This is a genomic window from Pseudomonas sp. TWR1-1-3, from assembly GCF_049896805.1.
Taxonomy (GTDB): Bacteria; Pseudomonadota; Gammaproteobacteria; order Pseudomonadales; family Pseudomonadaceae; genus Aquipseudomonas; species Aquipseudomonas bubulae.
Genome location: NZ_JAFCUZ010000001.1, coordinates 605,770 through 625,696, shown reverse-complemented (window position 1 = coordinate 625,696; position 19,927 = coordinate 605,770). Strand labels below are relative to the sequence as shown.

Sequence of the window (19,927 nt, the reverse complement as noted above, 5' to 3'; positions counted from 1 at the left end):
CAGCGCCCTCGCGACACAGGCCGCAAATATGCAAGGATGTTACGCCGCAGCGCACCAAAGCCGTTTCCCAAGGATGACCATGACTGCCATCACCACCCAAATGCCCCTTGTGCCGGGGCGCCTCGAACAAATGTCGACCCGCATTGCCTTTTTCATCGCCGGTTTTGGCCTCGCCGCCTGGGCGCCACTGGTGCCCTACGCCAAAGCCCGTGCGGGACTGGACGAGGCCACTTTGGGCTTGTTATTGCTGTGCCTGGGCGCGGGCTCAATCCTGGCGATGCCCATTGCCGGCATCCTCGCCAGCCGTTATGGCTGCCGCCGGGTGCTGGTGGGCGGCACGCTGTTGATCTGCCTCGCGCTGCCACTGCTGGCGACGGTCAGTGCCATACCGCTACTGATCGCCACACTGTTCTTGTTTGGCGCTGGGCTCGGCGCCGTCGACTCCACCGTCAACTTGCAGGCCGTGATCGTCGAGCGTGCCAGCGGGCGCACCATGATGTCGGGTTTTCATGGGCTGTTCAGTGTCGGCGGAATTGCCGGTGCGGCCGGGGTCAGCGCCCTGCTGGCGCTGGGCCTGACGCCGCTGTGGGCGATTGTGGTGGTGATTGCATTGATCCTCGCAGCCCTGCTCAAGGCTGCTCCGCACCTGCTGCCTTATGGCAGCGAAAGCAACGGTCCGGCGTTTGCCGTGCCCCACGGCGTGGTGCTCTTTATCGGCTTGCTGTGCTTTACCGTGTTCCTGGCCGAAGGCGCAATGCTCGACTGGAGCGCCGTATTCCTGACCTCCGAGAAAGGCATTGGCGATGCCTATGCCGGGCTGGGTTATGCCGCGTTTGCCTTGACCATGACCGCGGGCCGACTGATGGGCGATACCATCGTCAAGCGCCTGGGTGCGCGACTGGTGATTGTCCTGGGTGGGTTGTTTGCCGCCGCAGGCATGGCCCTGGCAACCCTGGCACCGAACTGGGAGTCAGCATTGCTCGGTTATGCGCTGGTGGGCGCAGGGTGTTCGAATATCGTGCCGGTGCTGTACACCGCCGTGGGCAAACAGACCGTAATGCCGGAACATATCGCCGTGCCAGCCATTACCACCCTGGGGTATGCGGGGATTCTGGCAGGGCCTGCGGCCATCGGCTTTATCGCCCATGCCAGCAGCCTGGGCGCGGCCTTTTTGCTGATCACCGCCATGCTGATAGCCGTAGCCATCAGCGGGCGGATTTTGCGGGTTTAGAGCGAGTCCCTCACCCCAGCCCTCTCCCGGCAGGAGAGGGGGCTTTTGGGTTAAAAACCCACACTCGCCTGCACAAAGAACGTACGCGGCTCGCCCAGGTAAATCCCCGCGTTGTTGTCGCTGGAGCGGGTGTAGTACTCCTGGTTGAACAGGTTCTTGATCCCCGCTCCCACTTTCAGGTTTGACGCTTCAGGGCCGAAGTCGTAACCGACTCGGGTGCTCCAGGTCGCATACCCAGGAATATCGCCGTACTGGCCATCCGGGGTCGGATCAGTGATGTACACCCCGCCAGTGCCCGGCGCGTGCTGCTGGGACTGGGCAAACATGTCCAGGTTGTAGGTCCAGCGGTTGACCACGTAACGCGCCCCGAGGTTGACCACCTGGCGCGAATACAGCGGCAGATCACGCCCTTTGAAGTTGGGAATGTCACCCTCGGACGTCGCCTTGGTGTAGGTAAAGCCCGCATTGACCGACAGGCCGTCAAGGCGTGCGTCCAGTGCCGACATATCGTAGTGAACCGAGGTCTCGATACCCTGGTGCCTGGTCGCGCCCAGATTGGTCCAGCCCACATCGTTGCTCACATATTGCAGCTCGTCGGCAAAGTCGATGTAGAACAGCGTCACTTCACCGCCCCACACACCATTGTCGTAACGCGTACCCAGCTCATAGGTCTTGGCCTTTTCAGGACGCAAACCCGCTGCGGTCGCATCGCCGACACCGCCCTGGCCCAGCTGGAAGTACTGCAGGCTGCCGAACGAGGTCTCGTAGTTGGCAAACAGTTTCCACGCGTCCGACAGGTGATACATCACGCTCAGGGCCGGCAGTGCTTCGCTGCTGTCGATGCTGCGGTTTTTTTCCTGCACTGGTTTGCCGTTATTGCCCAGTACCGGGCGGTCGTGCCAGTTGGTGCTGATCCGCTCAAAGCGGATACCCGGGGTGACCGTCCAGTTGCCCACATCGATCTTGTCATCGATATAGAACGCGTTGGCCTCGGTGCCACCTGTGCGATCCTGATACACATGACCGTCTGCCCCGGGCCCCGGCACAGGCACGTTATTGACCAGGTACACCTGGCTGGCCTCTTCATGCATCGCCTCTTTGAGGTAGCGATAGCCCAGCCCCACTTCCTGCGTGACCGGCCCCAGGGTGAACACATGGGACACCCGCGGCTCGATACCGAAGGTGTGGTAACTGCGCGGATACGAAGCCAGGGTTTGCAGATTGCGGGCTGCAATGTTGCTGCCACGGAAGCTGTCGGTGTAATAAGTCAGGACTTCAAACTGGGTCTGGTCGTCGATCTGACGCAGGTACTTGAAGGACACATCCTTGCGTCGCCCGGTAAAGTTGTCGTAGTCACGCAGCGACTGGTACGGGTCAGCGTCAAACTGCTTTTGGGTCAGGCCGCCGGGCATGTCCGCGGTGGCGTCGTAGTAGTGGAAATTGAGGGTGAAATCATCCTGGTCGGTGGGTGCCCAGTGGGTCTTGAGCAAGACGTCATCGATATCGTTGTCGTTGTTGCGCGCGCGATAGCCATCACCCTTGACTCCGGAATACAGCAATGCAGCACCGATACCGTTGTCCGCCGTGCCGCCGAGAAATGCCGATTCAATATGTTTCCAGCCACCACGCTCGGAGGTTTCCAGGGTTGTGCCGACCTCGCCCTGGAAGGTCTCGGGGATGGCCCGGGTCACAAAGTTGATCACCCCGCCCACGTTTTGCGGCCCGTAGCGCACCGAGCCGGCACCCCGCACCACGTCGATGCTGTCCAGGTTGCCCGATGAAATCGGTGCCATCGACAATTGTGGCTGGCCGTAGGGTGCAAACGCTGCCGGAATACCGTCAATCAGGACGGTGGAGCGCGGTGACAGACGCGACGTCAAACCCCGCACCCCCACGTTCAGCGAGATATCACTGCCGCCCGTGCCGTTGGACTCCTGCACCTGAACACCCGGGATACGCTTGAGGGCATCACTGACGTTCATCGTACCCTGCTCGACCAACGCTTCGCGACGCACCACTGTCCGCGCCCCCGGGTGGTTCTGCACCACCGCGTCATTGGCATCGCTCAGCCAGTTGCCGACCACCTTTACATCCACCGGCCCCAGTTCCAGCGGCCCGGACGCTGGCGCAGCAGCACTGACCGTGGGCGCCGCACGCAGGGTTACAGCATCACCGTCAACCTCGTAGCTCAAGCCACTGTCCTGCAGCAGTCGGGCCAGCGCCTGTTCTGGCGACAGGTTGCCATTCACCGCCGGAGCCTGCTTGCCAGCCACCAGCTGCGGGCTGAAAAACACTTGCAATGCCGTTTGCTGCGCCAGTTGGCTCAGGGCCGAGCCCAGGGGCTGAGATTGAATATGGATCACAGCCGGCGCAGATTCGCCAGCAAAAGCACAGGGCATTGCCGCGCTCACCGCCAGGGCCAACGCCAGCGGTAGCAGGCGCGTCCGGGCGACAGAAGATGGAATGCTCAGGGGTGTTTCAAGCGAGGATAGTCGCCCACGAAGATTGTTGTTTTTCACGTCGAGTCTTGCCCTATGGATCGCACTTGAGTGCAACTGTTAATACAAACCAGTTGCAGTTGATCAAGAAGACGAAGAACTCGAAAAAAACCTGAATCCCCAGCGCAATTATTTTCTGGCAATGATCTCCTGGCTGCCATCTGCGCGGGTTTTGATAGCCACCGGGAGGATCTGCGGCAACGCCTTGAGCAGGGCATCGGTGTCATCGGTTTTGAATACGCTGGAAAGCCGCATTTGCGCCAGCGCTGGGGTGCTGACGTGCAGCGGCTTGTCGCGATAGCGCGAGACCTCGGCGGCCACCTCGCCCAGACTGGCATCTTCAAATACCAGTTGCCCCTTGCGCCAGGCCGTCAGCGCCCCGGTATTGACTGCCTGCGCGGCCGCTACATGGCCCCGGGCATCGACCACGGTACCCAACCCGGCAGTCAGGTTGACCTGTGCATCCGGATTGCCTCCCTGGACCCGCACATGCCCTGATTCCACCGCAACCCGCGTCTGCTCGGCTTCGCGCAGCACATCAAAACGGGTACCGGTCACCGTTACCCTGCCGGCCCCGGCCTGCACCACAAATGGCCGCTCCGGATCATGGGCCACACTGAACATGGCTTCGCCCTGCTCCAGTTCAACATTGCGCTGCTCACGCGCAAAGCTGACGCGCACACGGCTGCGACCATTGAGTTCAATGCTCGAGCCATCAGGCAAATCAAGGGTGCGCTGCTCTCCCAACACCGTGGCAAATTCGGCGTGATAACCCGCCGACGACTGCAGTTGCATCCATACACCCGCCCCCGCCGCCACGGCCACAATACCTGCGGCCAGCCCGCAAGCCAGTAACGAAAGGCGTGTCGGTTTCGCCACCGGCACTTCACACAGCGCCCGCATGCGGGCCCGGGGCAAGAGATCGGCGGCTGACCACAGGCTGGCCAGCCACTGATACTCCGCCTCATGGCTGGCATGCTGCGTACGCCAGGCTTCAAACTCGGCCTGCTCGCACGCACCCAGGGTTTGTGCTTGCACGCGGGTAAACCAGGTGGCCGCCGCATCACGCACGTTGGCGCTGCCACAGGTACAGTCTCGTGTATCCATCCTGCAATCCTTTACCGATGTCATCACGGCGCCTCCACCCGTTCACGCAGATGGCGCAGGGTGCGGATCATATACTTTTCCACCATGTTCCTGGACAGCCCCAGGCGTTCGGCAATCTCGGCCTGGGTCAGGCCTTCGATTTTCTGCCAGACGAAAACCTTGCGACAATTGAGCGGCAGTTCCTGCAAAGCCCTTTCGACCGACTCAGCCAACTGGATAGCGCGCATATACTGCTCCGGATCGCCGGTTTGCGACGAACTTGGGGGAACGGCAGCCAGCTCCTTGGCGTCGCGTAACTCCTGGCGGCGAAAACCGTCCACCGCAATATTGCGTGCAGTCTGATGCAAATAGGCGCGTGGCTGCTCAACCGCATCCGGGTTGGATTCAAGCACGCGGACAAAGGTGTCATGGGCCAGGTCTTGCGCCTGCTGCCGATTGCGCAGGCGCCGGGTCCAGGTGCCGATCAACTCTTCGTAGTGTTCAAAGAAGCCCGTTCTACGGGGCACTTTCTGAGTCATCGCACAGGACTGCACAGGTGGGGCGCGAATAGTAATGCTTCCTATTAGAGCCAGCAATCACCCGGATGACAGAAGGTCTTCGCACTACATTTCGGCCTTGGCCAGCAAACGCCTCTCAACCGCTGTAACACCGCTGAAACCGTAACGCCATGCAGTTGACAGGCCCACCAGCCCCATCAGCGCACAAAACCCCAGGCACACCCAGGGACTCCACGGCATCAGCGCGATCAGCAGCAACGGCGTGGTACTGGCCCAAAGCGCATAGGCGATATTATAGGTAAAGGAAATCCCCGAAACCCGGATCGGGGCCGGGAACAGTCCGACCATCACCGACGGCACCACCCCGACAATCCCGCAGGTCAAGCCGGCGAACGCATAGGCCAGGCCGGGCAAAACCCACTCCCCGACCAGGCTGGCATACAACACGCCAATGCCCAGCGGCAGCAGCACACTGTACAGTGCGATGCTGCGCCATACGCCGATACGGTCAACGATCAACCCGGCCAGCACACAGCCTATATTCAAAAATACGATACCCAGGCTGCTCAACGCAAAGGTATGGCTGGCAGTCATGCCGAAGCGCTGCTGCATCACGGTCGGCGTGATAACCACAAACACCACAACGGCACTGGTGAGCACGCAGGTCAGCAGCGCTGCCGGCAGCAATGAAGCCCGGTGCTCGCGCAATACTGTGCGCAAGGGGAACTCGGCCCGGCCCTCTTTACGTTCACGCAGGGCCAGAAACACCGGCGTTTCACTGAGCCAACGGCGCAACCACACGCCAATCACGCCGAACACGCCACCGAGCAGGAACGGAAAGCGCCAGGCGTAATCGAGGATTTCTGCCGGGGTAAACAGCTGTGCCAGCAGTGTGGCGGTCAAGGCCCCGATCAAGTAGCCAAAAGTCAGCCCGGCCTGCAAAAAACCAAGGGCAAAGCCGCGGCGACCGGCCGGCGCATGTTCGGCCACAAACACCCAGGCACTGGGTACTTCGCCACCGACCGCTGCGCCCTGCAGGATGCGCAGGGCCAGCAGGATCAGCGGGGCGAAGTAACCGATTTCGGCGTAAGTGGGCATGATGCCGATCAGCAGGCAGGGCAGCGCCATCATCAGGATGCTCAGGCTGAATACCCGTTTGCGCCCCAGGTGATCGGCAAAGTGCGCCATCAGAATCCCGCCCAGCGGACGCGCCAGATAACCGGTCACAAAAATCCCGAAGCTTTGCAGCAGACGCAGCCATTCGGGCATGTCCGGGGGAAAAAACAGCTGGCTGAGAGTCAGGGCAAAGAACACGAAAATGATAAAATCGTAGATCTCCAGCGCCCCGCCCAGGGCAGCAAGGCCCAGGGTTCTGTAGTCGGAACGGGAAAAACGCACCGTTGTGGCTTGGGTATCGGCAGACATAAATAGGCTCAATATGAACGGGGCACGCCTATATTGGCGTTTGCGGTCGAAGGCGCGAGCATAGCAAAACCTGTGGGCAATCACTCATTACCTGCGGGAGCTGGCTTGCCTGCGATGCCGTCACTGCGGTTTGCCGGGATAACTTGGTCGATGCGCCCGCTCCCACCAGAATCTGCAAGCAGCTAGCCCTGCCACCCCCCACCCAGCGCCGCAAACACATCCACCAGGGACAACGAGACCTGCGCAGTGCTGTCCACCAGCGCCGCTTCGTTGGCCAGCAACGCGTTTTGCACCGTGAGTACGTTGAGAAAGTCCACCGTACCCTGGGCATATTGCTGGTGCACGCTGTCCAGCGCCCGCTGGCTATGCATCACCGCCTGCTGCAGGCTGTCGCGCCGGCGCTGGCTGGCCTGATACGCCACCAGCGTATCGTCCACCTCATGCCAGGCGCGCAATACGGTTTGCTGGTAGGCAATGCCCGCCTCCTGCTGGCGCCCTTCCTGCAACTGCAAGGCCCCCTGCAAACGCCCGCCCTCGAACACCGGTACGCTCAAGCCCGGGCCGAATGCAAAATTGCGCGAGCCCCAACTGCCCAGATCCGACAGCTGCGTGGCTTGAAAACCGATACTGCCGGACAGGGTAATCCGCGGATAGAAGTCCGCCTCGGCCATGCCGATCGCTGCAGTGGCTGCATGCAATCGGGCCTCGGCACGACGAATATCGGGCCGCCGTTGCGCCAATTCGCTGGGCAGACCGATCGGCACATCGGCGCCATAGGCCGGCACCCCTGCCGCTGCGCTCAATTGCGCCTGCAAGGCTCTCGGCTCGCGGGCCAGCAGCAAGCCGAGAGCATTGATCAACTGTGCACTGCGTTGCTGCAAGGGGGCCTGACGTGCTTCGATCTCGGCCACTTGGGCGCCAGCTTCAGACACCTGCAAATCCGTAGCCACGCCCTCCCGCAGCTGCAACCGGGTCAGTTGCAGGCTGCGGCGGGCGATTTGCAGGTTTTGCTCCACCACGGCCAATGCCTGCTGAGTGCCGCGCAACTGAATATAGTGCTGCGCGGTCTGCACAATCACCAACAGTTGCACCGCGTTGCGGTCCTGCACCGCCACTTGTACCGAGGCATCAGCCGCTTCCACCGAACGCTTGACCCGGCCCCAGAGGTCAGCCTCCCAACTGACCCCAAGGCCACCATTCCACAGGTTGAAAGCCTGCTTGCCACTGTGCCCGGAAGGGTCACTCAAACCTTTCTGGCTGTTACGGCTCCGACTGTAAGCCGCCGTTGCACCCAACTCGGGCAAGGTGTCGGCGTTGATCTGACGGCGGATAGCCAGGCTTTGCTGCAAGCGGCTTGCAGCCAGCTGCACATCAAAGTTGCGCTGCTGCGCCTCGCGCACCAGCGCCGACAATTGCCTGTCGCCGAAACGGTCCCACCAGTGCAGGTCCACCGCTGTTTGCAGCGCATGGTTGTGCCCCGCCTCAGTGGGTACCGACGCCCAGTTCGCAGGCAACTTGGGCACGGGAGCCTTGAAGTCCGGGCCGACCACGCAACCACTCAGGCTCAGTACGCTGTAACAGGCCACAGCCAGGGCCACTGCAGTTTTGTTCATCGAGTGCTGACCTGCTGATCGTGAGCCATTGCCGTGTCGATGGAGGCATCCACCGACATCCCCAGTCGCAATTGGCTGGCCAGTAACTGCCCGTGATCCAGAGTGACTTTCACCGCAATACGTTGCGCCACTTTGGTGAAGTTGCCCGTGGCGTTATCCGGAGCAATCGCCGAGAACGTCACCCCCGTGGCCGGGGCGATGCTGTCCACGGTGCCTTGCAGGGTCTGCCCCGGAAAACTGTCGACCTTGATCGTCACACGCTGCCCTGCCTGCATGTTGGTGAGCTGGTGCTCGAGAAAGTTGGCCACCACATAGGCGTCGGCCAGCGGCACCACCGCCAGCACGGTGTCGCCGGGTTTGACGTAAGCGCCGAGGCGCACACTGCGACGCCCCACCACACCGTCAAACGGTGCCAGCAGTTGTGTATGCGACAAGTCCAGATCGGCCCGTGCCAGTAAGGCCTCGGCATACTGCACCGAGGCTTGCGCGGCCGTAGCCCGGGCGGCCAGTACCCGGGTTTGCTGGCGAGCGGCTTCCAGTGCAGCCTTGTGCTGTGCCAACTCGGCACGCGCGGTGAGCGAACGGTTTTTCGCCTGCTGGGAGTTCTGCAGCGTGCCTGCGCCCTGCCCGGCCAGATGCTGATAACGCTGCAACTCATGCTCGGCAAATTCGACCTGCGCCAGATCCGCATCGACCGTGGCCTTGGCCTGCTCGATCAACGAACGCTGGCGTTCCAGCATCGCCAGGGCATTGACCCGTTGTGCCTGTGCCGTCGCCACGCTGGCTTGCGCAGCCTGCACGGCAGCGCGGTAGTCCTGCGGATCGATCCGCGCCAGCAACTGACCGGCCTTGACCGGCTGGTTATCCTGCACCAGCACCTCGTCGATAAACCCCGCCACTTTTGGCGCAATCAAGGTGTAATCGGCGCTGACAAAGGCATCATTGGTGTTCTGCACGGTGCCCGTGGCAAAGACCAACCGCCACAACCCGTACAGCACGATCACTGCCAACGCGACTGCGCCGACCAGAACCCAGGGCTTGCGCCCGTTTGTTGTACTCATTTCACAACTCCAGCAGCTGTGCCCGGCGCGTAGATCCGCGTGGGGCCAAAAGGAATTAACACAATCAGAAAAAGCGCCAGGACGGCCATGTACAGATAAAGATCAGAACTGGTCAGCACCACGGCCTGCTGGTGAACCCGACGCGCCAGGTCTGTGCCGGAATTGACCAGCGGCGAGTTGCCCAGCCGATCGAGCAACATGGTTGAGTGGTAGTGCTCGCGATTGAGCGTCAGCACCCCCAGCACACTGCTTGCTGCCACCGCCGAAAACCCTTTGACGGTGTTGAACCAGGCCGATGCAAACGGGCCATCCGCCGGGTTCAGGCCGCCGGTGGCGAGCATCAGCAGAGGAATCACTGCCATGGGCTGGGCGATGATCTGTATCGCCTGCAAGCTGTAAAAATTTTCCCGGTTCCACACCGAGGTAACTTGCGAACCGATGCCGCAGGCCAGCGCCAGCAACCCCAGACCAATGGCCAGCACCCAGCGACAATCGACCCAGCGCAGATTGCACAACGCAACGACCAGTGGCAGCGCAATCAATTGCGGCAAGGCCACCAGCAACATCACCGGCGCGGTTTCGAGGGGGCGATAGCCCTGCACCTGAGCGAGGTAACTGGACGGAATCTTGATCACTGCCAGCAATACAAACAACACCCCGCCCAGCGTCAACAATGCATGGGCAAGATTGCGGATTTTCAGCAGTTGCAGCTTGAAAAACGGCAGCGGATGGGACCACTCATTGATAAAGAACAGCACCATCAGGGCCGTGCCGGCGACGATAAAAAAACGGATCATCGGCGACTCGAACCAGTTCAGGCGCTGACCCAGCTCCAGCGCCAGTACCAGCATGATCAACCCCGGCAAACCCAGGAGCAGGCCGCGCCAGTCAAACTGCTTGAAACGCTCCAGACGCAACGGGTCTTGCGGCAAGCCCCAGGCCACGCAGGCCATCGACAACAGGCCCAGGGGGATGATTTGCCAGAACGCCCATTGCCACCCGGCGTACTCCACCCACCAGGCCGATAACGGCGTGCCGAAGCTGGGCCCGAAAGTGGCCGTCAGCGCATAACTGCCCAGGCCATACAGGCGAATGCCCGGCGGCAGGAAGCGCAACGCCACTGACATCAACATCGGCGGCAAGGCCCCACCGGCAAAGCCTTGCAAGGTGCGCAGCAGCATCAGCGCATCAACATTCGGGGCCAGAGGGCAAAGAATGCCCAACAGTAAAAAGGCGCCGATGGCACACAGGGTAAAACGGCGCAGGGAAAAGGTGGCGGCACACCACGGTGCAAAGGCCATGGCACTGATGGACGTGGCCGAATACACCGCCAGCAGCCAGGTGCTTTCGTCATAACCAATACCCATCGCCCCGCGGATATCGGGCATGGCCACCTTGGTGACATTCTCGTTGAACCCCGACACCAGCACGGCCAGTAAAACACCCAGCAGACCGGTAAAAATCCGCAGGCCAAACGCCGCACTGCTGGCCGGGGCCGGGGTGGGAGCCACGGCACCCGCAACCAGCGCCGTCACAGCGCAGCTCCAGGCGCCAGACTGCGCCCATGGTCAAACCGCCAATACATGGCTGACTCCGTCGTCTTGATAGATGACAGAAAGTTTAATCAGCCGGCATAGCTATAAAAATTGATAAATAACTAACTGTGGAGTGCGTCAGACGCAACCATTGTAATGTTGACTCCCTCCCCGTAGCAGCTGCCGAAGGAACGAGGCAGCTGCAGGAACACTGCAACTGTGGGAGCGAGCCTGCTCGCGAAGGTCGTTCGCGAGCAGGCTCGCTCCCACAATAGGGCTTGACCTGCAACAGAGTATCTACAGAGGTTGCGGTCAAATCACCGCGTTGTCGCAAAAGGTCTTGAGGGTACGACGCAGCCAGCGGTGGGCATGGTCGTTGTCCAGCCGCGGATGCCAGGCCTGGACAATATCCACCGGCTGCAGGGTGATCGGCAGCTCGAACGGGCGCAGTTTGAGGCCCAGTGGCTCCAGGTTTTTGAGCAGCACCTGGGGCATCAGCGGCAGGATCAGATCCTCCCCTGCCAGGGCAAAAATCGCCGAGTAGAACGTCGGCGTGGTAAACGACACCCGACGCTCCAGCCCCAGTTCGGCCAGCAGCGCATCAATCGGCCCGCGGGCATGGCCCCTGCGGGACACACTGATGTGGTCAAAACTGGCAAAGCGCCGGGCCGTAACAGGCTCATCGAAAATCGGATGCCCTTCCCGTGCCAACCCCACAAACGGACAGGTAAACAGCCTCTGGACCTTGATATCCGGGCTGAAGCGGTTAGTGGCGCAGATAGTCAGGTCAATGCGACCTTCATTCAGTGCCTCGTCATCAGTAAAACCCTCAGGTACCACCCGCAACGTAGCCTTGGGCATCTCCAGGGCCATTTGCTGGCGCAGTGCTGCGCCATACACACCAAAAAACACGTCATTGGCGCGAATGCTGAACGTACGCTCCAGCTCACGCAAATCACTGTTCTGGCTCTGGGTGAACACCCCGTGCGCCAGCTCCACCACACCGCGCACCTGTTCACGCAACTCCAGTGCACGGGGCGTGGGCACCAGGCCACGCCCTGAACGCACCAGAATGGGGTCGTTCAAGACCTCGCGAATCCGGGTCAGGGTGCGGCTCATGGCCGGGGCACTCAGGTTCATGCGTCGGGCAGCACCCACCACAGAGCCCTCTTCGAGCAAGACATTCAAGGTAACCAGCAGATTCAAGTCAGGTATTTGCATGGAGCAAAGGGTATCGGCTAACGCTCCCTCTGCCTAGCCAACCAGCAATGCACCATTGTTGCGCAGCAGGTAAAACAGTTTCGCTCACTCTTAGCTAGCTAACTAAGAGTGGCATTGATACATTGCCGCTCGTCAGGTTTGCGCCTGACGCTCTCTTTGGTTGAGATTTTTGGCCATTACCGGATCCCCATGATGGTAATGGCCTTTTTTACGCCTGCCGCTTTTCCTGCCCCACAATAGAGCCATCCCCAGTGGTGGACCCGCCAGACCTGAACTACGCTGCCAGCCCAATCCACTACAGCAATTGGGGACTTTATGCGGCTGGGTAAAAAGATTTCGAATCTGGAACAGTTGGTCTGCAAAAATTACCGCTGGATCCACGCCACCCGCATCAGCCTGGCGTTCCTGATTACCTTTGTTGTCATCCGCTTCTTCAAGCTCGACGGCGCCTCCTATGCCCTGATCACCATGCTCATTGTCATGGGACCACAGCCCTACTGGGGCAACGTATTCTCCCGGGCCCTGCAGCGTACTGGCGGCACAGTACTGGGCGCGCTGTCCGGGCTGGTGGCGCTGTATCTGGAGATGCACTCTTTTAGCCTGATGCTGCTCTGGTGCGCGGTGATGATGTTTATTGCCGGCTACCTGACCCTGGGCAAACACCCCTATATGGCCCTGCTGATCGGAGCAACCCTGGCGGTGGTCAGCTGCGCCCCGCCCAATGACATGGAGTCGGCACTCACCCGCAGCGGCTATGTGCTGGCAGGTTCTTTGTTGGCCATGCTCTACACCAGCATTTACCCACAGCGGGCCTATACCGACCTGCGGATCAAGTTCAGCGAGAGCCTGGGCAAGATCAATACCCTGTACTCGCAATACTTCTCCCCGCGAATCCCCGAACGCCCCAATCTGGATGATCAACTGAAGAACGAACTGGACGCGGTCATCAAGTTGCGCAACTACATCACCCCTGCCAGCAACGAAAGCAACCTCAAGCCACAAGTGTTCGAGTCCCTGCAAACCCTGCACCGCAACCTGCTGGCCACCATGAGCCTGATGATCGATGCGTATTGGTCATCACGGGAAAGCCACCTGCTGATCGAAAGCGAGCCCGCCTTGAACGGTCTGCACCAGTTGATCCCGCAAGCGCTCGAATCGCTGCAGAACAAGCTGTGTATGGGCATTTCCAACAACCAGATCAGCGGCGAACTGCGCCAGAAAGCCCACGATCTCAAGGAGCTTGTGCTCAAGAGCCTGGACGGCAAGATCACCGAGACACCCTTTTATGCCTATGTCTGGCTAAGCCTGGAGATGCTCAGGCAATTGACCGAACTCAATGACCAGTTGCATGCCGCGCTGTACCACTGCGGCCATCGGCATTTGTTTAAAAACGACAAGTTGCCCGACGAAAAATAACGTAACACCCACAGCAAAAAGTTACATCCGACTCATTTAGATGACTTATCGCACTAAAGATGAAGATTCTTCGTACATAAACATGGAATTTTCAGCGATTAACGACGCTTAAACCACAAACTCAAAACATATAACAAATTGTTTTATAAGAAGTTTTCAACAAAACCTTGTATTTCATTTTGTGTCAACAACCTCTGACCCGCACGCCTGCAACACCTGGCCTGCCTGAAATTATGGTCTAGGCTCTGCTCGCACCCGTATTAATGGATTTGAACGGTTGAGCTTATGAAACGACAACAGGCATTAAAAAAACCCACTCACTCGTCAACCCGCCTTCACACGTACCCATCGTGTGGAGTGTTTTGCATGCGCGCACGCCTGAGCGGCACTCCAGAACGTTAATTCTTACCGCACTGTAGATAGGAGGGCTTATGCAGCTCACCCCCAGAGAAGTCGAAAAGCTGATGGTTTACACCCTGTCGGACGTCGCATTCCGGCGCAAGGCTCGCGGCTTGAAATTGAACTATCCAGAGGCTGTTTCAATTATCACCGTGACCGCCCTGGAAGGCGCACGCGATGGCAAGTCGGTTGAGGATGTGATGACCGAGGCCAGCAAAGTACTCACCAAGGATGACGTGATGGAAGGCGTCAGCGACCTTATTCCCAACGTTCAGGTTGAAGCGATTTTCACCGACGGCAGTCGTCTGGTCACGGTCCACGACCCGATCAAGTAACCGTCTGCTTTAAACCCGGTAAACGCAAAACTTTCACGTTTTGAGGAATCAGTCATGAGCACCAAAGAGACAGCAGGCCCGCACCAGGATACTCACCCGAACCACAGCATCCCCCACGCCAAGAACCCCGGTGGCGTCAGCAAGGGCAATGAAGCCGATGTGCCTCTGGGCGGTACGATTTACGCCAGCACGCCCATCACCTTTAACGAAGACCGCCCCGTCACCAAGGTAAAGGTGCGCAACACCGGTGACCGTCCGATCCAGATCGGCTCGCACTTTCACTTCTTTGAAGTCAACCGTGCCCTGGAATTCGACCGCGCCGCCGCCTTTGGCAAGCGCCTGAACATCACGGCCACCACAGCCATCCGCTTCGAGCCGGGCGACGAAATCGAAGTGCCGTTGATCCCCTACGGTGGCAAGCAAACGCTTTACGGCTTCAACAACCTGGTCGATGGCTGGGTACCGGACAAGCTCACCAGCAACCATGAGCGCCCGGAAAAACTGCAGGCCATCCAGCGCGCAGTCGATCGCGGCTTCAAGTTCTCCGAGCCGGCCAAGCCGTCCAAGCCCGTCAACGACAAGTAACCACGCATTCTCATACTTTGCACTCGCGCCGTTGAACCATTGACGCTCGCGCGGCATTAGAAAAGGAGCCACCGATGCCAACCATTTCACGCAAAGAATACGCAGGCCTGTTCGGCCCAACCACGGGCGACAAAATCCGCCTGGGTGACACCAACCTGTTTGTCGAGATTGAAAAGGACCTGCGCGGTTACGGTGAAGAATCCGTTTACGGCGGCGGCAAATCCCTGCGCGACGGCATGGGCGCCGACAATACCCTGACCCGCGACAACGGCGTACTGGACCTGGTTATCACCAACGTCACCATCATCGACGCGATCCAGGGCGTAATCAAAGCCGACGTGGGTATCCGTGACGGCAAGATCGTCGGGATCGGCAAAAGCGGCAACCCGGGCATCATGAGCGGCGTGCCCCCCGGCCTGGTCGTGGGTGTGAGCACCGACGCCATCTCCGGCGAGCACCTGATCCTGACTGCAGCCGGGATCGACACCCACATTCACTTGATCTCGCCGCAGCAGGCTTACCACGGGCTGTCCAACGGCATCACCACCTTCTTCGGCGGCGGTATCGGCCCTACCGATGGCACCAACGGTACCACCGTGACTGCCGGCCCCTGGAACATCCGCCAGATGCTGCGTTCGCTCGAAGGGCTGCCGATCAACGTCGGCATGCTGGGCAAGGGCAACTCTTTTGGCCGCGAGCCGGCTGGCCGAACAGATCATCGCCGGTGTCGCCGGGCTCAAGGTTCACGAAGACTGGGGCGCAACCTCAAACGCACTGCGCCATGCGCTGCGTACCGCCGACGAGATGGACGTGCAGGTGTCGGTGCACACTGACAGCTTGAACGAATGTGGCTACGTCGAAGACACCATTGATGCTTTCGAAGGTCGCACCATTCACACCTTCCACACGGAAGGCGCCGGTGGTGGTCACGCCCCCGACATCATCAAGGTGGCCAGCCAGAGCAACGTACTGCCAAGCTCGACCAACCCGACCCTGCCTTACGGCGTCAACAGCCAGGCCGAGCTGTTCGACATGATCATGGTCTGCCACAACCTCAACCCGAACGTGCCGGCTGACGTGTCGTTTGCTGAAAGCCGCGTACGCCCGGAAACCATTGCCGCCGAAAACGTGCTGCAGGACATGGGCGTGATCTCCATGTTTTCCAGTGACTCCCAGGCCATGGGCCGGGTCGGTGAAAACTGGCTGCGGGTGATGCAAACCGCCCATGCGATGAAAGTGTCACGTGGCAAACTGCCGGAAGACAGCGCCGATAACGACAACTTCCGGGTGCTGCGTTACGTGGCCAAGATCACCATCAACCCGGCACTGGCCCAGGGTATCAGCCATGTGCTGGGCTCGGTGGAAGTCGGCAAGATGGCCGACCTGGTGCTGTGGGATCCGCGTTTCTTCGGGGCCAAACCGAAAATGGTGATCAAGGGCGGCATGATCAACTGGGCCGCCATGGGTGACCCGAACGCCTCTCTGCCAACCCCGCAGCCGGTGTTCTACCGTCCGATGTTCGGTGCCTTCGGCAAGTCCCTGCAAGACACCTGCGTGACCTTCGTGTCGCAAGCGGCGCTGGAAGACGGCGTGAAAGAAAAGGCCGGGCTGGAGCGTCAGGTCATGGCGGTGCGCGGTTGCCGCACCGTGTCCAAAAAGGACCTGGTGCGCAATGACCAGACCCCGCATATCGATGTTGATCCGGAAACTTTCGCGGTAAAAGTCGACGGCGTACACGCCACGTGCAAGCCCATCGATGTGGCCACCATGAACCAGCGTTATTTCTTTGGCTAATGCCTGAACGGGCCGCTACCGGGGGCACCTGCACCCGGTGGCACACGCCCGGCACATGATTCAGGGAAGGAGTTTGCGACGTGATTTTGATTGAACACATACTCGGCAACGCCAAGAAAGACCCGCACTGGCAACACAAACTCGAAGGCGCCAAGGTTGACCTGCTGGTGCTCGACCAGCGTGAAGCGCAAAAAAGTCGCTGCCGGCGCACCAGCCTCGGCGGTCTTGACCTGGGCATTTCGCTGGAACGTAACGTGGTGCTCTCGGACGGCGATGTGCTGCTCTGGGATGAAGGCTCCAACACCGCCGTAGTGGTGCAACTGAACCTGCGCGACGTGATGGTCATCGATCTCAAGGAGCTGAAAAAACAGCCCCTGGACGTGCTGATCAAAACCAGCTTCGAGCTGGGCCATGCCCTGGGCAACCAGCACTGGAAAGCCGTGACCAAAAACAACGAGGTCTATATCCCGCTCACCGTCGAAACCAAAATGATGGACTCGGTGATGCGCACCCACGGCTTTCAACACCTGCCGTACGCTTTTGTTGGCGGCGCCGAAATCCTGCCGCTGCTGACCACATCCGAGGCGCGCCTGCTGTTTGGCGGTGCCGAAGAAACCGACACCCATGTTCACGTGGCCAGCCCGCAAGACAAGCTGGACGCTGCCGCCCTGAAGATCCAGGGCGTGCACAGCCATGACGCACACAGTCACAGTCACGACAACGGCCATACGTTTCACAGCCATAAGCACTGAACCCGGCAAGAAGGCGCATAGATGAACGCATCAGATCTAATTCGCATCATGCAGTTTGGCGATTCCGTATTGCCGGTCGGTGCCTTTTCGTTCTCCAACGGCGTGGAATCGGCCATTCAAAAAGGCATCGTCCACGATGTCCCGACCCTGAAGGGTTTTGTGCTCACCGCCCTCAAGCAGGCGGCCAGCTGTGACGGCATGGGCGTGGTCGCTGCGCACCGGGCTGCCGTGGCAGAAGACCGCGACGGCATTTTACGCGCCGACTGGGCGGTGAATAACCGCAAGCTCAATGAAGAAAGCCGGTTGATGGCCACGCGCATGGGCAAAAAACTGGCGGAAATGTCGATCCATGTCGTCGAAAAACCGCTGGTGCGCTGGTGGCTTGAACAGATCAAGGCCGGCAACGCGGCAGGCACCTACCCCGTCACCCAGGCCGTGGTGATGTCGACCCAGGGCATCGGTGCCCGTGAGGTCGTGGTGATGCACCAGTACGGCGTGGCCATGACCATCCTCAGCGCGGCCATGCGCCTGATGCGGGTCACGCACCTGGACACCCAGCACATCCTGTTCGAACTCAACCACGACATTGAAGCGTTCTGCGATATCGCCGAAGTCGGCGATATCGAGCAGATGTCCTCCTATGTCCCGATAGTCGATGTGCTCGCCGCCGTGCACGTCAAGGCACATGTACGGCTATTCATGAACTGACACCCCGGGCTGCGTCGGCATGTGTCGACGCAGCTTCCGCTCCCCTATCTGGTAAGGAAATAACCGTGAAAAAGATTACTCGTATTGGTATTGGCGGCCCGGTCGGTTCAGGTAAAACCGCGATCATCGAAGTGATCACTCCGATCCTGATCAACCGTGGCTACAAGCCCTTGATCATCACCAACGATATCGTCACCACCGAAGATGCCAAACAGGTCAAACGTACCCTCAAGGGTATCCTCGATGAAGACAAGATCCTCGGTGTGGAAACGGGTGCCTGCCCGCACACCGCCGTGCGTGAAGACCCGAGTATGAACATTGCCGCGGTCGAGGAAATGGAAGAGAAGTTCCCCGACAGCGACCTGATCATGATCGAGAGCGGCGGCGACAACCTGACCCTGACCTTCAGTCCGGCCCTGGCCGACTTTTATATCTACGTGATCGACGTCGCCGAAGGCGAGAAAATCCCGCGCAAAAATGGCCCGGGGCTGGTGCAGGCCGATATCCTGATCATCAACAAGATCGACCTCGCCCCCTACGTTGGCGCCAGCCTTGATGTGATGGAAAGCGACACCAAAGTGGTACGCGGCAACCGCCCGTATATCCTCACCAACTGCAAGACCGGTCAGGGCATTGAAGAACTGGTGGACATGATCGAGCACATGTTCCTGTTCGCACAAAAACCGGCGGTCAAAAGCGGGGTCAGTGCATGACAGCGCAGAGCCAGATCGTGAACAACCCGTCACGGCTACGCGCTCACTCACTCGGCATTGATGCGCCGGAGCTGTCGCAGTACCAGGACGAACCGGCGCAAATGCACAGCGGTGCCGTGGGTAAAAGCGGCTACCTGCGCCTGGGTTTTGAAAAGCGCGGTAACCGCAGCGTGCTGGCGGACATGGAGCGCCGCGTACCATCGCTGGTGCAACGGGCCTTGTATTGGGACGAGGAAATGCCCGAGCTGCCCTGTGTGACCATGATTTCAACTTCGGGCTGCGTGCTGCAGGGCGACCGCCTGGCCACAGATGTCAACGTGGGGGTGGGTGCCTGCGGGCACGTCACCACCCAGTCGGCGACCAAAGTGCATTCGATGAATGCCAACTACGCCTCGCAAATCCAGCACTTCACGATCGAAGAAGGCGGCTACCTGGAGTTTATGCCCGACCCGCTGATCCCCCATCGCAATGCACGGTTTATCACCGACACGCAAATCAGGATCCACCCCACGGCGACGGCCATCTACTGCGAAATCCTGATGTCGGGGCGCAAGTATCATCATGTGGATGAGCGTTTCGGCTTTGACGTGTACTCCTCCCGGGTGCGCGCCGAGAACCTCGAGGGTCGCGAGCTGTTTGTCGAGAAGTACATTCTTGAGCCAAAAAAAGAGAGCCTGGACGCCATTGGCGTGATGCAGACCTTCGATGTGTTCGGCAACGTGGTATTGCTCACGCCCAGGGAGCATCACGACCGGATTGTCGAGCGCATCCCGGCGCTGTTTGACATGCAGGCCGGGCTGGCCAGCGGGGTGACCCGCCTGCCCAACGACTGCGGGCTGATATTCAAGGTGCTGGGCAACGACAGTGGCGAGGTCAAGGCGCAAATCCGCGAGTTCTGGAAGGTGGCCCGCGAAGAAATCCTGGGCGTGACCCTGCAACCGGCGTTTTTGTGGAAGTAGCTGTGTAGCAGCTGCCGAAGGAACGAGGCTGCGTCCGGCGGCGCAGCCGTCGTAATTCCTGAGGGCAGGGTTTGACTG

General features: G+C 59.9%; 15 protein-coding genes and 2 pseudogenes. 9 read left to right on the top strand and 8 right to left on the bottom strand.

From position 1 onward, the window contains the following. Positions 1-79: 79 nt before the first annotated feature. A complete protein-coding gene (locus ACP7BE_RS02860; protein ID WP_095000468.1) occupies positions 80-1,231 on the top strand; it encodes an MFS transporter in 1,152 nt (383 codons plus the stop codon). 50 nt (positions 1,232-1,281) lie between these two features. Here ACP7BE_RS02860 and ACP7BE_RS02855 read toward each other — a convergent pair whose 3' ends face one another. From ACP7BE_RS02855 to ACP7BE_RS02820, 8 genes are all read right to left on the bottom strand, one after another. Next, a complete protein-coding gene (locus ACP7BE_RS02855; protein ID WP_426105344.1) occupies positions 1,282-3,630 on the bottom strand; it encodes a TonB-dependent siderophore receptor in 2,349 nt (782 codons plus the stop codon). Positions 3,631-3,858: 228 nt separating this feature from the next. Beyond that, positions 3,859-4,836 (bottom strand): FecR family protein, encoded by a 978-nt coding sequence (locus tag ACP7BE_RS02850; protein WP_095000469.1) that lies wholly within the window; start codon positions 4,834-4,836, stop codon positions 3,859-3,861. 23 nt (positions 4,837-4,859) lie between these two features. Further along, positions 4,860-5,354, bottom strand: coding sequence for a sigma-70 family RNA polymerase sigma factor (locus ACP7BE_RS02845; protein WP_095000470.1), 495 nt, complete (start codon positions 5,352-5,354; stop codon positions 4,860-4,862). An 84-nt stretch (positions 5,355-5,438) separates the two neighbouring features. Further along, a complete protein-coding gene (locus ACP7BE_RS02840) occupies positions 5,439-6,758 on the bottom strand; it encodes an MFS transporter (RefSeq protein ID WP_095000471.1) in 1,320 nt (439 codons plus the stop codon). Between the two features lie 182 nt (positions 6,759-6,940). Beyond that, the gene (locus ACP7BE_RS02835) at positions 6,941-8,371 is read right to left on the bottom strand and encodes an efflux transporter outer membrane subunit (RefSeq protein WP_426104644.1); all 1,431 of its coding nucleotides are present in this window, start codon (positions 8,369-8,371) and stop codon (positions 6,941-6,943) included. Further along, positions 8,368-9,432, bottom strand: coding sequence for an HlyD family secretion protein (locus ACP7BE_RS02830; RefSeq protein ID WP_095000473.1), 1,065 nt, complete (start codon positions 9,430-9,432; stop codon positions 8,368-8,370). Before ACP7BE_RS02830 ends, ACP7BE_RS02835 begins: the two co-directional genes overlap by 4 nt. Next, the gene (locus tag ACP7BE_RS02825) at positions 9,429-10,967 is read right to left on the bottom strand and encodes an MFS transporter (RefSeq protein ID WP_095039068.1); all 1,539 of its coding nucleotides are present in this window, start codon (positions 10,965-10,967) and stop codon (positions 9,429-9,431) included. Before ACP7BE_RS02825 ends, ACP7BE_RS02830 begins: the two co-directional genes overlap by 4 nt. A 312-nt stretch (positions 10,968-11,279) precedes the next feature. Next, entirely contained in the window at positions 11,280-12,188 is a 909-nt protein-coding gene (locus ACP7BE_RS02820) for a LysR family transcriptional regulator (protein WP_095018077.1), read from the bottom strand. 315 nt (positions 12,189-12,503) lie between these two features. Between ACP7BE_RS02820 and ACP7BE_RS02815 the strand changes: the two genes are divergently transcribed. The 8 genes and pseudogenes from ACP7BE_RS02815 (at position 12,504) to ACP7BE_RS02780 (ending at position 19,849) form a co-directional block, all read left to right on the top strand. Then, on the top strand, positions 12,504-13,604 hold the full coding sequence (locus ACP7BE_RS02815; protein ID WP_095000476.1) for an FUSC family protein: 1,101 nt from the start codon (positions 12,504-12,506) through the stop codon (positions 13,602-13,604). Positions 13,605-14,035: 431 nt separating this feature from the next. Further along, on the top strand, positions 14,036-14,338 hold the full coding sequence (locus tag ACP7BE_RS02810) for an urease subunit gamma (RefSeq protein ID WP_016781195.1): 303 nt from the start codon (positions 14,036-14,038) through the stop codon (positions 14,336-14,338). Between the two features lie 159 nt (positions 14,339-14,497). Next, positions 14,498-14,794 (top strand): annotated as a pseudogene (locus tag ACP7BE_RS02805) (urease subunit beta); the annotation flags it as partial. Positions 14,795-15,063: 269 nt separating this feature from the next. After that, positions 15,064-16,717: pseudogene (locus ACP7BE_RS02800) on the top strand (urease subunit alpha). A gap of 80 nt (positions 16,718-16,797) precedes the next feature. Next, positions 16,798-17,469 carry a hypothetical protein gene (ureE, locus tag ACP7BE_RS02795; RefSeq protein WP_095018078.1) on the top strand — a complete coding sequence of 224 codons (672 nt, stop codon included), beginning with the start codon at positions 16,798-16,800 and terminating at the stop codon, positions 17,467-17,469. A 21-nt stretch (positions 17,470-17,490) separates the two neighbouring features. Then, a complete protein-coding gene (locus tag ACP7BE_RS02790; protein WP_095000479.1) occupies positions 17,491-18,177 on the top strand; it encodes an urease accessory protein UreF in 687 nt (228 codons plus the stop codon). A 65-nt stretch (positions 18,178-18,242) separates the two neighbouring features. Continuing rightward, positions 18,243-18,890: an urease accessory protein UreG gene (gene ureG / locus ACP7BE_RS02785; protein WP_016781201.1), complete on the top strand. Its 648-nt coding sequence runs from the start codon at positions 18,243-18,245 to the stop codon at positions 18,888-18,890. After that, positions 18,887-19,849 (top strand): urease accessory protein UreD, encoded by a 963-nt coding sequence (locus ACP7BE_RS02780; RefSeq protein ID WP_095000480.1) that lies wholly within the window; start codon positions 18,887-18,889, stop codon positions 19,847-19,849. Before ureG ends, ACP7BE_RS02780 begins: the two co-directional genes overlap by 4 nt. The last annotated feature ends 78 nt before the right edge of the window (positions 19,850-19,927 follow it).

What these genes read in the sequence shown, in the direction of transcription:
- ACP7BE_RS02790 (WP_095000479.1), top strand. Translation starts at nt 17,491, where the DNA reads ATGAACGCATCAGATCTAATTCGCATCATGCAGTTTGGCGATTCCGTA.
- ACP7BE_RS02850 (WP_095000469.1), bottom strand. Translation starts at nt 4,836, where the DNA reads ATGGATACACGAGACTGTACCTGTGGCAGCGCCAACGTGCGTGATGCG.
- ACP7BE_RS02820 (WP_095018077.1), bottom strand. Translation starts at nt 12,188, where the DNA reads ATGCAAATACCTGACTTGAATCTGCTGGTTACCTTGAATGTCTTGCTC.
- ACP7BE_RS02845 (WP_095000470.1), bottom strand. Translation starts at nt 5,354, where the DNA reads ATGACTCAGAAAGTGCCCCGTAGAACGGGCTTCTTTGAACACTACGAA.
- ACP7BE_RS02830 (WP_095000473.1), bottom strand. Translation starts at nt 9,432, where the DNA reads ATGAGTACAACAAACGGGCGCAAGCCCTGGGTTCTGGTCGGCGCAGTC.
- ACP7BE_RS02835 (WP_426104644.1), bottom strand. Translation starts at nt 8,371, where the DNA reads ATGAACAAAACTGCAGTGGCCCTGGCTGTGGCCTGTTACAGCGTACTG.
- ACP7BE_RS02780 (WP_095000480.1), top strand. Translation starts at nt 18,887, where the DNA reads ATGACAGCGCAGAGCCAGATCGTGAACAACCCGTCACGGCTACGCGCT.
- ACP7BE_RS02855 (WP_426105344.1), bottom strand. Translation starts at nt 3,630, where the DNA reads ATGCCCTGTGCTTTTGCTGGCGAATCTGCGCCGGCTGTGATCCATATT.
- ACP7BE_RS02860 (WP_095000468.1), top strand. Translation starts at nt 80, where the DNA reads ATGACTGCCATCACCACCCAAATGCCCCTTGTGCCGGGGCGCCTCGAA.
- ACP7BE_RS02810 (WP_016781195.1), top strand. Translation starts at nt 14,036, where the DNA reads ATGCAGCTCACCCCCAGAGAAGTCGAAAAGCTGATGGTTTACACCCTG.
- ACP7BE_RS02840 (WP_095000471.1), bottom strand. Translation starts at nt 6,758, where the DNA reads ATGTCTGCCGATACCCAAGCCACAACGGTGCGTTTTTCCCGTTCCGAC.
- ACP7BE_RS02815 (WP_095000476.1), top strand. Translation starts at nt 12,504, where the DNA reads ATGCGGCTGGGTAAAAAGATTTCGAATCTGGAACAGTTGGTCTGCAAA.